The organism is Streptomyces sp. 2323.1 (assembly GCF_900221035.1).
Classification (GTDB): domain Bacteria; phylum Actinomycetota; class Actinomycetes; order Streptomycetales; family Streptomycetaceae; genus Streptomyces; species Streptomyces sioyaensis.
In genome coordinates this window covers 5,483,561-5,495,579 of the sequence record NZ_LT907981.1, presented here as the reverse complement: position 1 = coordinate 5,495,579, position 12,019 = coordinate 5,483,561, and the positions used below count along the sequence as shown (strand labels likewise).

General features: G+C 72.4%; 11 protein-coding genes. 2 read left to right on the top strand and 9 right to left on the bottom strand.

Translation table 11 applies throughout. The annotated features are described in order from the left end of the window. Window positions 1-13: 13 nt before the first annotated feature. From era to CPH93_RS23575, 3 genes are all read right to left on the bottom strand, one after another. Window positions 14-961 carry a GTPase Era gene (gene era / locus CPH93_RS23585; protein ID WP_040899290.1) on the bottom strand — a complete coding sequence of 316 codons (948 nt, stop codon included), beginning with the start codon at window positions 959-961 and terminating at the stop codon, window positions 14-16. A gap of 136 nt (window positions 962-1,097) precedes the next feature. After that, entirely contained in the window at window positions 1,098-1,475 is a 378-nt protein-coding gene (locus tag CPH93_RS23580) for a cytidine deaminase (RefSeq protein WP_443031400.1), read from the bottom strand. Between the two features lie 59 nt (window positions 1,476-1,534). Next, window positions 1,535-2,422, bottom strand: coding sequence for a helix-turn-helix transcriptional regulator (locus CPH93_RS23575; RefSeq protein ID WP_096214000.1), 888 nt, complete (start codon window positions 2,420-2,422; stop codon window positions 1,535-1,537). 189 nt (window positions 2,423-2,611) lie between these two features. On the opposite strand from CPH93_RS23575, the gene CPH93_RS23570 reads away from it, so the two are divergent. Continuing rightward, window positions 2,612-4,009: an MFS transporter gene (locus CPH93_RS23570; protein ID WP_096213999.1), complete on the top strand. Its 1,398-nt coding sequence runs from the start codon at window positions 2,612-2,614 to the stop codon at window positions 4,007-4,009. Window positions 4,010-4,265: 256 nt separating this feature from the next. Here CPH93_RS23570 and CPH93_RS23565 read toward each other — a convergent pair whose 3' ends face one another. The 4 genes from CPH93_RS23565 to CPH93_RS23550 form a co-directional block, all read right to left on the bottom strand. Beyond that, window positions 4,266-5,609 carry a hemolysin family protein gene (locus CPH93_RS23565; RefSeq protein ID WP_096213998.1) on the bottom strand — a complete coding sequence of 448 codons (1,344 nt, stop codon included), beginning with the start codon at window positions 5,607-5,609 and terminating at the stop codon, window positions 4,266-4,268. An 11-nt stretch (window positions 5,610-5,620) separates the two neighbouring features. Beyond that, entirely contained in the window at window positions 5,621-6,118 is a 498-nt protein-coding gene (gene ybeY / locus CPH93_RS23560; RefSeq protein WP_006605698.1) for an rRNA maturation RNase YbeY, read from the bottom strand. An 86-nt stretch (window positions 6,119-6,204) separates the two neighbouring features. Next, a complete protein-coding gene (locus CPH93_RS23555; RefSeq protein WP_093483165.1) occupies window positions 6,205-7,209 on the bottom strand; it encodes a PhoH family protein in 1,005 nt (334 codons plus the stop codon). 186 nt (window positions 7,210-7,395) lie between these two features. Further along, complete coding sequence (locus CPH93_RS23550; protein WP_093483166.1) at window positions 7,396-8,550, bottom strand: carbohydrate kinase family protein; 1,155 nt, start codon at window positions 8,548-8,550, stop codon at window positions 7,396-7,398. Between the two features lie 66 nt (window positions 8,551-8,616). Here CPH93_RS23550 and CPH93_RS23545 point away from each other — a divergent pair, with 66 nt between their 5' ends. Next, window positions 8,617-9,957, top strand: a complete 1,341-nt coding sequence (locus CPH93_RS23545; protein WP_096213997.1) for a family 4 glycosyl hydrolase — start codon at window positions 8,617-8,619, stop codon at window positions 9,955-9,957. A 339-nt stretch (window positions 9,958-10,296) separates the two neighbouring features. Here the strand turns inward: CPH93_RS23545 and CPH93_RS23540 are convergent, their stop codons facing one another. After that, window positions 10,297-10,926 carry an MBL fold metallo-hydrolase gene (locus CPH93_RS23540; RefSeq protein WP_096213996.1) on the bottom strand — a complete coding sequence of 210 codons (630 nt, stop codon included), beginning with the start codon at window positions 10,924-10,926 and terminating at the stop codon, window positions 10,297-10,299. After that, complete coding sequence (locus CPH93_RS23535; protein ID WP_096213995.1) at window positions 10,926-12,011, bottom strand: S-(hydroxymethyl)mycothiol dehydrogenase; 1,086 nt, start codon at window positions 12,009-12,011, stop codon at window positions 10,926-10,928. The genes CPH93_RS23540 and CPH93_RS23535 overlap by 1 nt, the downstream gene beginning before the upstream one ends. Window positions 12,012-12,019: the final 8 nt, after the last annotated feature.

Here is a 12,019-nt window from a genome sequence, read left to right as displayed (position 1 = left end):
CCCCCGGCGGGGCTCAGAAGCCCAGCTTGCGCAGTTGCTTGGGGTCGCGTTGCCAGTCCTTGGCGACCTTGACGTGCAGATCGAGGAAGACCGGCGTGCCCAGCAGTGCCTCGATGTGCTTGCGGGACTTGGTGCCGACCTCCTTCAGGCGCTTGCCCTTGGGGCCGATGATGATGCCCTTCTGGCTGGGGCGCTCGATGTAGACGTTGGCATGGATGTCGAGGAGCGGCTTGTCGGCGGGGCGGTCCTCGCGCGGCAGCATCTCCTCGACGACCACCGCGATCGAGTGCGGCAGCTCGTCGCGTACGCCCTCCAGCGCGGCCTCGCGGATCAGCTCGGCGACCATGACCTGCTCGGGCTCGTCGGTGAGGTCGCCCTCGGGGTAGAGCGGCGGGCTCTCGGGGAGCATCGGGACGAGCAGGTCCGCGAGGAGCGACACCTGGGTGGCACCCACCGCCGAGACCGGGATGATCTCGGCCCAGTCGATGCCCAGCTCCTTGCCGAGCTGGTCGATGGCGATCAGCTGGGCGGCCAGCGCCTTGGAGTCGACCAGGTCGGTCTTGGTGACGATGGCGACCTTGGGGGTCTTCTTGATGTCGGCCAGCTCGGCCGCGATGTAGCGGTCGCCGGGGCCGATCTTCTGGTCGGCGGGCAGGCAGAAGCCGATGACGTCGACCTCGGACCAGGTGGTGCGGACCACGTCGTTCAGCCGCTCGCCGAGCAGGGTGCGCGGCTTGTGCAGCCCCGGGGTGTCGACGAGGACCAGCTGGGCCTCGGGGCGGTGGACGATGCCGCGCACCGTGTGCCGGGTGGTCTGCGGGCGGTTGGAGGTGATCGCCACCTTCGTGCCGACGAGAGCGTTCGTGAGGGTGGACTTGCCCGCGTTGGGGCGACCGACGAAGCAGGCGAAGCCGGCGCGGTGCGCGGCGGAGGACTCTGTACGAACGCTCATGGCGCCCATTCTCCCCGATCCCGGGCGCGGCTCCGACCACCGGGCGCGGAGTGCCCGGCGGCCGGCCGGCACCGGAGTGCCCGGCGGGGGCGGCCCTCCGGTGCCGGCGGGCCGCCCGTACTGCCGTCCCTTACTGCCCGGCGGCTCAGGCCTGCGGCTCGCCCGCCGGGACGGTGCTGCGCAGGGCGCCGTCCGGACCGGCGACGAGGACGGGCGTCGCGGGGCCGCCGAGGTCCCGTACGGCCGCGCGGTCCGCGTCGCTGGCAGCCTCGGCGTCGGTGACCACCGCCGCGGCCTCCAGCGAGGTGGCCCCGCTGGCGACGGCCATCGCGACGGCCGTCTGCAGCGCGCTGAGCCGGAGCGAATCCAGGGCGACGGTGCCGGCGACGTAGGTGCGGCCGGTCTCGTCGCGGACGGCCGCGCCCTCGGGCACGCCGTTGCGGGCCCGCGCCGAGCGCGCGAGCGTGATGATCTTGCGGTCTTCGGGGTCCAGGGGTGCGGCATCGCTCATACCGGCGAGCATATGCGGGCGGTGGCCGGCGGGCGGCGCGGGCCCTTCGCCCCGGGCCGCCCCGGGGTGCGTCAGCCCGCGACCGAGGACATCCCCCCGCGCCGGCCCTCCGGTGAGGTGAGCCACTCCAGCTTCGCCGCGGTGTCCGACTCCGGGCGCGGGTTGTGCAGCACGATGCTCAGGTCGGGGCGGACCGGGATCTGCAGCAGGGTGGTCTCGAAGAGCAGGGCGCCGACGAGCGGATGGGCCATCTCCTTGTGGAGCGTGCCGCCGTCCTGGACGTCGGCGCGCGCCCACAGCTCGGCGAACTCCGTGCTGAGAGCCGAGGTCTCCTGGACGACCGCGTCGAAGCCCTCATCGCCCGGCCGGACCGAGCACGCGGCCCGGAACTGCGCCACGACCAGGGGGGCGTTGGTCTCCCAACTGGCGGCCCGCGCGCGGTAGACGGGGTCGGTGAAGAACGCGATCAGGCAGTTGCGCGAGACGCCGGGGCGGCCGTGGCCCAGCACCAGCTGCGCCGCTTCGTTGTAGGCGATGGTGTTCCAGTACGGGTCCATGATGTGCGCCGGGAACGGCATCCAGGCGTCGATCAGCCGCTGCAGGCCCGCGCACACGTCGGTGAGGCCCAGCTCCTCGGCGTCCTGGCGCGGGGGCGGGTTCAGCCCGGCAAGGACGTACAGATGCCGCCGTTCGGCGCCGTTGAGCCGCAGCACCCGGGCGACCGCGTCCAGCACCTGCGGCGAGACGGTGATGTCGCGGCCCTGCTCCAGCCACTGGTACCAGGACGCGCCGACCCCGGCGAGGACGGCGACCTCCTCACGGCGCAGTCCCGGAGTGCGGCGGCGACCGCCGTCGGGCAGGCCCGCCTCGGCCGGGGTGACCCGGGCGCGGCGGGTCATCAGGAAGTCGCGGAGTTCCTGGCGGCGGCGCGCGGCGTCCTGAGTGGCGTTCGAGACCACGTATTTCCCCCTGTGTGCGTGGCTGGTGGTGCGTACACCACGATAAGTTGCCGCTCCCCACGGCGTATTCCGAGGCCGCAGGCTCGGAGCATGCCAGTAACCGAGACCTCAGCTCCTGCGTCGCGCCGCCCCGGTGGCGCGGCGGACGTATCCGCCGCCCCGGCCGCCGCCTCGTCCGACGGCGCACGGATGACCCCGCGCGCCAAGCTCATCCTGCTGCTGCTGTGCGCGGCGCAGTTCATCATCGCGCTGGACTTCTCCATCCTGAATGTGGCGCTGCCGGTGCTCGGCCGGGACCTGGGCATGGGCCAGGCCGATCTGCAGTGGGCGGTCACCGCGTTCGCGCTGCCGTCGGGCGGCTTTCTGCTGCTGTCCGGCCGGATCGCCGATCTCTTCGGGCGGCGCAGGCTGTTCCTCATCGGGCTCGCGCTGTTCACCGCGGCCTCCGTGCTGGCCGCGCTGGCCTGGTCGCCGGCCGTCTTCCTGGCCGCTCGGGCGCTCCAGGGGCTGGGCGCGGCGATCATCGTGCCGACCGGGATGTCGCTGCTGACCACCACCTTCGCCGAGGGCCCGCAGCGCGAGCGCGCCCTGGGCATCAGCGGCACCCTGCTCTCGCTGGGCTTCACGATCGGCATGGTGCTGGGCGGGGTGATGACCGATGCGCTGGGCTGGCGCTCGACCATGGGCCTGCTGTCCGTGGCCGGGGTGGCCGTCCTGGCCACCGCGCCGGTGGTGTTGACCGAGTCCAGGCACCCGCAGCGGCCGCGGCTCGATCTGCCCGGCGCGGTCACCGTCACCGGCGGGCTGCTGGCGCTGATCTACGCCCTGTCGACCGCCGCCCAGCAGGGCTTCGGCCGCCCGGACGTGCTGGTCACGCTGGTCGTCGGCGCCGTGCTGCTGGCCGCGTTCGTCCGGGTGGAGTCGCGGGCCGAACAGCCGCTGGTGTCGCTGCCGATGCTGCGCCGCCGCAGCGTCGCCTGGGGCAATCTGGCGGGCCTGACGACGTTCGCGATGATGAGCACCGTCGTCTTCCTGCTGACGCTCTACCTCCAGGAAGTGCTGGGGCTGTCCGCCTTCCTCACTGGTCTGGTCTTCGGGGTGCAGGGCGCGGTCTCCGCGCTCGCCGGTCTGGTCGCCCCGAAGGTCATCGGCCGGTTCGGCGCCCGCCGCACCCTGGTGACCGGGCTGCTGCTGCAGGCCGGCTGCACGGCCGCGCTGCTGGGCCTGGGCACCGAGACGGGCGGCTGGCTGGCCCTGGTCGCGGTGTCCTGCGGCAGCCTCGGTCACCTGTGGGCGATCATCGCGTACGGGGTGACCGCCACCTCCGGCCTCCCGGACGACCAGCAGGGCCTGGCCACCGGTCTGGTCACCAGCTCCCAGCAGATGGGCCTCACCCTCGGCATTCCGCTGCTGAGCGCGGTCGCCTCGGCGCACATCGCCGCGCTGCGGGCGGACGGCAGCGGCTTCGCCCAGGCCACCCTCGGTGGCATCAAGCTGGGCCTGGGGCTGGACGCGGCGGTGGTCGCGGTGGTCGCCCTGCTGGTGGCCGTCGGGCTGCGGACGGTCCGTGCGTCGCGCCGCGGCTGAGGGAACAGGTGGTTGCCCCGGACCCCCGTGGCCGGGGCAGCCTGCATTGCAAGATTTCTCTTCCGCAATACCCGTGGCGGCCGCATGGGGCGCAACCGCCTGAAGATCTTTCCATGGCGCAGCACACGGAATCCAGCGCCTCAGGAAATGGCTTGCAGAACATGTGCGGTGCACCGGAGATAAGTAACCGGCGGCCCGGTGGCGGCGGAAATGTTCTCGCCGTCACCGGGAATTACGTGGCGCGTTCCGCGTCCGTTCAGCCGGCGGACCGGCCGCCCGTCGACGGCTCCCGGGAGGCGCTCGCCCCGTCCGGGCGCACCGGCTCGCACAACACCGTGATGATCTTGTTGCGGCGTCCGGCCGGTGCCTCGGCGGTCAGTCGGAGCGCCTTCAGGCCGGGGTCGGAGGCGTCGTAGGAGAGGTCGACCTCGGCGGTGGCGCCGGCGATCGGGACCCGGCCGAGCAGCTTGGCGAGCAGCCCGCCGACGGTTTCGACATCCTCGTCGTCCAGCTCGGCCAGGCCGTACAGCTCGCCGAGGTCGCCGATGTCCAGCCGGGAGGTGACGCGATAGCGGCCGTCACCGAGATCCTCGACGGGCGGCAGTTCACGGTCGTATTCGTCGGTGATCTCACCGACGATCTCCTCGAGAATGTCCTCGATGGTGACGATGCCGGCCGTGCCGCCGTATTCATCGATGACCACCGCGACATGATTGCGGTCCTGCTGCATTTCCCGCAGCAGATCACCGGCGTTCTTGGTGTCGGGGACGAAAACGGCGGGACGCATGGCCGTGGAGACCAGCTCGTTCTCGGCGTCGCGGCTGATGTGGACCTTGCGGGCGAGGTCCTTGAGATAGACGACGCCGACGATGTCGTCCTCGTTCTCGCCGGTCACCGGGATCCGGGAGAAGCCGGAGCGCAGCGCGAGGGTCAGCGCCTGGCGGATGGTCTTGAAGCGCTCGACGGCGATCAGATCCGTCCGCGGCACCATCACCTCACGGACGAGGGTGTCGCCGAGCTGGAAGACCGAGTGCACCATCCGGCGCTCCTCGTCCTCGATCAGCGACTCCTTCCCGGCGAGGTCGACCAGCGAGCGCAGCTCGGCCTCGGAGGCGAACGGGCCCTTGCGGAAGCCCCTGCCGGGGGTGAGGGCGTTGCCGAGGAGGATCAGCAGCTGCGGGACGGGGCCCATGATGCGGGCCAGCGGCAGCAGGACGTAGGCGGCGGCGGTCGCGGTGTTCAGCGGGTGCTGGCGGCCGATGGTCCGCGGGGAGACCCCGACGGCGACATAGGAGACCAGCACCATCACCCCGATGGCGACGGCCAGCGCCTGCCAGGTCTCCTCGAAGGAGCGCAGGCAGGCGTAGGTGACCAGGACACCGGCGGCCATCTCGCAGCCGACCCGCACCAGCAGCGCGACGTTGAGATAGCGGGTGGGGTCGGCGGCGACGGCGGCGAGCTTGGCGCTGCCACGGCGGCCGGAGCGGACGGCCTCCTCGGCGCGGAAGCTGGTCGTCCGGGCCAGGCCGGCCTCCGCACATGCGGCGAGCCAGGCGATCACGACGAGCAGGACCGCGACCGCGATCAGCTGGGTGGTCATCGGGTGTCCCGTCAGGTCACGGTGGGGGCCGGCGAGGGGCCGGTCAGGCCCTGCTCGGCACGCCAGCCGTCGATGATCGCCGCCTGCAGGCCGAACATCTCGGCCTTCTCGTCCGGCTCTTCATGGTCGTAGCCGAGGAGGTGGAGCACGCCGTGGACGGTGAGCAGCTGGAGCTCCTCGTTCATGCTGTGCCCGGTGGGGGCCTCCTCGCCCTGCTTCTTGGCGACCTCCGGGCACAGCACGATGTCACCGAGGAGCCCCTGCGGAGGCTCCTCGTCGTCCTTGGCCGGCGGACGCAGCTCGTCCATCGGGAAGGACATCACATCGGTCGGGCCGGGCAGGTCCATCCACTGGAGATGGAGCTGCTCCATGGCCTCGGCGTCCACGACGATGACGGACAGCTCGGAGAGCGGGTGGATGCGCATCCTGGCGACGGCGTAGCGGGCGACGTCCAGGATGGCCTGCTCGTCGATGTCCGTGCCGGACTCGTTGTTGACGTCGATGGACATGAGGGTGGCGCTTCTCGCTTCTCGGTACGTGCCCGATGGTGGGTCGGTGGGGCTCCGGCGCCGGCCGGGTCTACCGGCCGGCGGGCTCACTGGCCGTTGCGGCTGTCGTACTTCTCATAGGCGTCGACGATACGGCCGACCAGCTTGTGCCGGACCACGTCCTGGCTGGTGAGCAGGGAGAAGTGCACATCGTCGACGCCGTCCAGGATCTCCCGGACCTGGCGCAGACCGCTCTTCGTGCCGCCCGGCAGGTCGACCTGGGTGACATCGCCGGTGATGACGATCTTCGACTCGAAGCCGAGGCGGGTGAGGAACATCTTCATCTGCTCGGGGTTCGTGTTCTGCGCCTCGTCGAGGATGATGAACGCGTCATTCAAGGTCCGGCCACGCATGTACGCCAGCGGGGCGACCTCGATCGTGCCCGCGGCCATCAGGCGCGGGATGGAGTCGGGGTCGAGCATGTCGTGCAGCGCGTCGTAGAGCGGGCGCAGATACGGGTCGATCTTCTCGTAGAGGGTGCCCGGCAGGAAGCCGAGCCGCTCGCCGGCCTCGACCGCGGGCCGGGTCAGGATGATCCGGTTGACCTGCTTGGCCTGCAGCGCCTGCACGGCCTTGGCCATGGCGAGGTAGGTCTTGCCGGTGCCGGCCGGGCCGATGCCGAAGACGACGGTGTGCTCGTCGATGGCGTCGACATAGCGCTTCTGGTTGAGGGTCTTGGGGCGGATCGTGCGGCCCCGGTTGGAGAGGATGTTCTGGGTGAGCACCTCGGCGGGCGTCTCACTGACCGCGCCTTCGCCGTCCTCCGCCGCCCGCAGCATGGCGATGGAGCGTTCCACTGCGTCCTCCGTCATCGGTTGTCCGGTGCGGAGCACCAGCATCATCTCGTCGAAAAGGCGCTGGACGAGGCCGACCTCCCGGGCGTCGCCGACCGCGCTGACTTCGTTGCCCCGGACGTGGATGTCGGTCGCCGGGAAGGCTTTTTCGATCACGCGCAGAAGAGAGTCTCCGGATCCCAGGACCGTGACCATGGGGTGCTTGGCCGGGACGGTGAACTGGGCGCGTGCCTGCGGTTGCGTGGGTGTCTGAGTCATAGGGCGGCTCGGTGGCCTGCTCAACCCCATCCTTTGCTCGTAAGAGGTGCCTGCCTGCACTCGACTCCTTGGGATACAAGAGTACGACGGGGCACCGACAGCCCCGAGGGCTTTTCCCGCCGGACGGAGCAGTCGGGCCCGCCGCCAGGCGGCGCGGGGACGCCCGGAAACCGGCTCCGGTGCAGCTCAGGCCGGGCGGCGGAAGCCGAGGGTCGGCAGCGCGCGGGCCAGCGGGGCGGGCCGGTAGGCCGCCGGCAGCACCTCGTCCAGGAAGGCGTACTGGCGGCGCAGCGCACCCGCCGTGCCCGTCGCGCTCGCCTCGTACCCCCGCAGCTGCTGCCACCAGGCGGCGATCTCGGCCCAGCCCGGCGCGGACAGCGAGCCGCCGAATTCCTGCACGGACAGCGCGGCGCTCAGCCCCGCGAAGGCGAGCCGGTCGGTGAGCGGCCAGTCGGCGAGCGTGCCGGTGACGAAGCCGGCGACGAAGACGTCCCCGGCGCCGGTGGGATCCAGCTCCTCCACGGCGATGGCAGGCACCTCGGCGCTCTCGCCGGTCCGCCCGTCCACCGCGCAGGCGCCCTCCGCACCGAGCGTGACCACCGCGAGCGGCACCCGGTCGGCGAGCTGGCGGGCGGCGGCGCGCGGGCAGTCCGTGCGGGTGTAGCGCATCGCCTCCTCGGCGTTGGGCAGGAACGCCTCGCAGTGTTCGAGGTCGGCGAGGTCGGCAGGGTCCCAGCGCCCGCTGTCGTCCCAGCCCACGTCCGCGAAGATGCGGCTGCCGCGGCTCGCCGCGCAGCCCAGCCAGCCCTCCCGGCGGCCCGGCACCAGCGAGGCGACGCAGGCGCGGGACGGCGGCGGGCAGCCCGGGGCGTGCTTGCCGTCGAAGGCGAAGTCGGGCGGCGGCGCCTCGTGGCCGTGCGAGACCATCGTGCGCTCGCCCTCGTACGCCATGGAGACGGTGACCGGGGAGTGCCAGCCGGGGACCGTGCGGGACAGCGCCAGGTCGATGCCCTCGCCCTGTTCGAGCGCCTCCCAGCAGTATTCGCCGTAGTGGTCGTCGCCGAAGGCCGCGGCCAGGGAGGTGCGCAGGCCGAGCCGGGCCAGCGCGGTGGCCATGTTGGCGACGCCCCCGGGGCTGGAGCCCATGCCGCGGGCCCAGGACTCGGTGCCGCGGACGGGGGCGGAATCCAGGCCGGTGAAGATGATGTCCAGGAAGACCGTGCCGGTGAGGTAGACGTCGGTGCGCGGATCGCCGTCGGCGCGCACCGCGGCCAGCGGATCGAGGCTCGGTGGCACGGCGGCCGGGCCCGCGGGCGGAAGGTCATCGCGTCGGCTGCTCACCGTGCTCTCCCCTCTCGTATCTGCACGTGCCGCCAGTGTGCCTGATGCTGCGGTACGTTCCGCCCCATGAGGCTGACGATTCTCGGCGGGGGCGGCTTCCGGGTGCCGCTGGTCTACCGCGCGCTGCTGGACGACCCGGCACCCGCCGTCTCCGAGGTGGTGCTGCACGACACCGATCCGCAACGGGTGGCGGTGATCGCCGAGGTGCTGGCGCGGCTGGCACAGGGGCATCCGGCGCCGGTGCCCGTACGCGTCGCGGCGGGTCTGGACGAGGCGCTGGCCGGCGCCGGCTTCGTCTTCTCGGCGATCCGGGTGGGCGGTACGGCCGGGCGCATCCGGGACGAGCGGATCCCGTTGTCCGAGGGGGTGCTCGGCCAGGAGACGGTGGGCGCGGGCGGTGTCCTCTACGGCCTGCGGACGGTCCCGGTGGCGCTGCACATCGCCGAGCGGGTGGCCGCGCTCGCCCCGGGGGCCTGGGTCATCAACTTCACCAACCCCGCGGGCACGGTCACCGAGGCGATGTCCCAGGTACTCGGCGACCGCGTCATCGGGATCTGCGATTCGCCGGTGGGGCTGGTGCGCCGGGCGGCGCGGGCGGCCGGCGCGGACCCGGCGGCCCTCGCGGACCCGGCCCGGGCGGGCTACGACTACGTGGGCCTCAACCACCTCGGCTGGCTGCGGTCGTTGACGGTGGACGGCACCGAGCTGCTGCCGCGGCTGCTGGCCGACGACGCCGCGCTGGAGTCCTTCGAGGAGGGCCGGCTGTTCGGCGGCGACTGGCTGCGGGCCCTGGGAGCGCTGCCGAACGAGTACCTCCACTACTACTACTTCCGCCGCGAGACCCTCGACTCCGTACGGCACACCCGGGAGACCCGCGGCGAATTCCTCGACCAGCAGCAGGGCGGCTTCTTCGCGCGGGCCGCGGCGGCCGGCGGCCCGGACGAGGCCTACCGGCTGTGGGAACGGACCCGGCTGGAGCGCGAGGAGACGTACATGGCGCACAGCCGGGAGGCGACCGGCGGCTGGCAGCGCGACAGTCACGACCTGGAGGGCGGCGGCTACGACCGGGTGGCGCTGGCGCTGATGCACGCCATCACCGGCGACAGCGGCACCCGGCTGATCCTCAACGTCCGCAACGGAACGACGGTGCCGCAGCTGGCACCGGACGCGATCGTGGAGACGGTGTGCGAGGTGACCGCCAAGGGCGCCCGGCCGCTGCCCACCGCGCCACTGCGGGCGGACCAACTGGGCCTGATGCTCCAGCTCAAGGCGGTGGAACGGGCGACCGTGGAGGCGGCCACCTTCAAGGACCGGGGCGCCGCGCTGCGGGCGTTGGCGCTGCATCCGCTGGTGGACTCCGCCGCGGTGGCCGCCCGGATCTTGGAACGGGCGGCCACGGAGGCGTGACCACGGGGGCGGTGGCGCCGGCGGGCCTGACCAGCGGGGCGGTGGCGCCACCGGGGCCCTACGTTCGGGGCGGTGTCGCCCTCCAGGGCCCGACCATCGGGGCGGTGTCGCCACCGGGGGGGTGTCCCACCGGGGGCCCACCGGGGCGGCGTCGCCGTGCCCCCACCGGAACCGGGAACCGGGAACCGGGAATACCGCCCCGGCCCCACCGCGTTGAGGCCCCGAAGGGGGCGCTCGCCTCCCCTACGGGATCTGTTCGCCCCTCCCCTACTGGCCCCGCTTACCGTGCTGGCCCCGCGTGCCGTAGTGGCCCCGCCTACTCAAGTAACCCCGCTTCCCCTAATGCCCCCGCTTGACCCATTCCTCCAGGTGCGGCGCTTCCTCCCCGATCGTCGTCGGGTCCCCGTGCCCGGTGCGCACCTGCGTCTGCGGAGGCAGGGTCAGCAGCCGGTCCCGGATCGAGGCGACGATCGTCGGGAAGTCCGAGAAGGACCGGCCGGTGGCACCGGGGCCGCCCTGGAAGAGGGTGTCGCCGGTGAAGACGGTGCCCAGCTCGGGCGCATAAAGGCAGACCGCTCCGGGCGCATGGCCCGGCGTGTGCAGCACCCTCAGATCCGTACCGGCGATGGTCAGCACCTGGCCGTCCGCCAGCTCCGCGTCCGGCGAGCTGTCCGGGTGGGTCATCTTCCACAGCGGCAGATCGGCGGGGTGCAGATGGATCCTGGCGCCGGTGCGGGAGGCCAGCGCCGGGGCGGCGTCGATGTGGTCGTTGTGCCCATGGGTGCAGATGATCGCGCGCAGCGTCCGGCCGCCGAGGGCCCGGAGGATGGCCTCGGCGTCGTGCGCCGCGTCGATGACGATCGCCTCGTCGTCGTCGCCGACGATCCAGACGTTGTTGTCGACGTCCCAGGTGCCGCCGTCGAGCGAGAAGGTTCCGGAGGTGACCAGGTGGTCGATGCGGGCCGCCATCAGAGCGTCACCACCGAACGCAGGACGTCGCCCGCCTGCATCCGTGCGAAGGCCTGCTCGACGTCCTCGATGCCGATGGTCTCGGTGACGAAGGCGCCGAGGTCGATCCGGCCCTGTTGGTGGAGCCCGATCAGCATCGGGAAGTCGCGGGAGGGCAGGCAGTCGCCGTACCAGGAGGATTTCAGGGCGCCGCCGCGGCCGAAGACGTCCAGCAGGGGGAGCTCCAGCGTCATGTCCGGGGTGGGGACGCCCACCAGGACGACGGTTCCTGCCAGGTCGCGGGCGTAGAAGGCCTGCTGGTAGGTCTCGGGGCGGCCCACCGCCTCGATGACGACGTCCGCGCCGAAGCCGCCGGTGAGCCCGCGGACCGCCTCGACGGGGTCGGTGGTCCGGGAGTTGACGGTGTCGGTGGCGCCCATGGAGCGCGCCGTCTCCAGCTTGCGGTCGTCGATGTCCACCGCGATGATCCGGGCGGCGCCGGCCAGCCGCGCGCCCACTACGGCCGCGTCGCCGACGCCGCCGCAGCCGATGACCGCGACCGAGTCGCCGCGCCCGACGTTGCCGGTGTTGATTGCCGCGCCGATGCCCGCCATCACGCCGCAGCCCAGCAGCCCCGCCACCGCGGGCGAGACCTCGGGGTCGACCTTGGTGCACTGTCCGGCGGCGACCAGGGTCTTGTCGGCGAAGGCGCCGATGCCCAGCGCGGGGCTCAGCTCCGTGCCGTCCTTGAGCGTCATCTTCTGCCGGGCGTTGTGGGTGTCGAAGCAGTACTGGGGGCGGCCCCGCCGGCAGGCCCGGCACTGGCCGCACACCGCCCGCCAGTTGAGGATGACGAAGTCGCCCGGCGCCACTTCGGTGACCCCGTCGCCGACCGACTCCACCACTCCGGACGCCTCGTGCCCGAGCAGGAACGGGAAGTCGTCGTTGATGCCGCCCTGCTTGTAGTGCAGATCGGTGTGGCACACCCCGCACGCCTGGATCTGCACCACGGCCTCGCCGGGCCCCGGATCCGGCACCAGGATCGTCTCCAGCCGGACCGGTTCGTTCTTCCCCGGCGCAATCACACCGCGCACTTCCTGTGCCATCGGGACAG

What these genes read in the sequence shown, in the direction of transcription:
- ybeY (WP_006605698.1), bottom strand. Translation starts at nt 6,118, where the DNA reads ATGTCCATCGACGTCAACAACGAGTCCGGCACGGACATCGACGAGCAG.
- CPH93_RS23580 (WP_443031400.1), bottom strand. Translation starts at nt 1,475, where the DNA reads ATGCTCGCCGGTATGAGCGATGCCGCACCCCTGGACCCCGAAGACCGC.
- CPH93_RS23555 (WP_093483165.1), bottom strand. Translation starts at nt 7,209, where the DNA reads ATGACTCAGACACCCACGCAACCGCAGGCACGCGCCCAGTTCACCGTC.
- CPH93_RS23535 (WP_096213995.1), bottom strand. Translation starts at nt 12,011, where the DNA reads ATGGCACAGGAAGTGCGCGGTGTGATTGCGCCGGGGAAGAACGAACCG.
- CPH93_RS23545 (WP_096213997.1), top strand. Translation starts at nt 8,617, where the DNA reads ATGAGGCTGACGATTCTCGGCGGGGGCGGCTTCCGGGTGCCGCTGGTC.
- CPH93_RS23565 (WP_096213998.1), bottom strand. Translation starts at nt 5,609, where the DNA reads ATGACCACCCAGCTGATCGCGGTCGCGGTCCTGCTCGTCGTGATCGCC.
- CPH93_RS23540 (WP_096213996.1), bottom strand. Translation starts at nt 10,926, where the DNA reads ATGGCGGCCCGCATCGACCACCTGGTCACCTCCGGAACCTTCTCGCTC.
- era (WP_040899290.1), bottom strand. Translation starts at nt 961, where the DNA reads ATGGGCGCCATGAGCGTTCGTACAGAGTCCTCCGCCGCGCACCGCGCC.
- CPH93_RS23570 (WP_096213999.1), top strand. Translation starts at nt 2,612, where the DNA reads ATGACCCCGCGCGCCAAGCTCATCCTGCTGCTGCTGTGCGCGGCGCAG.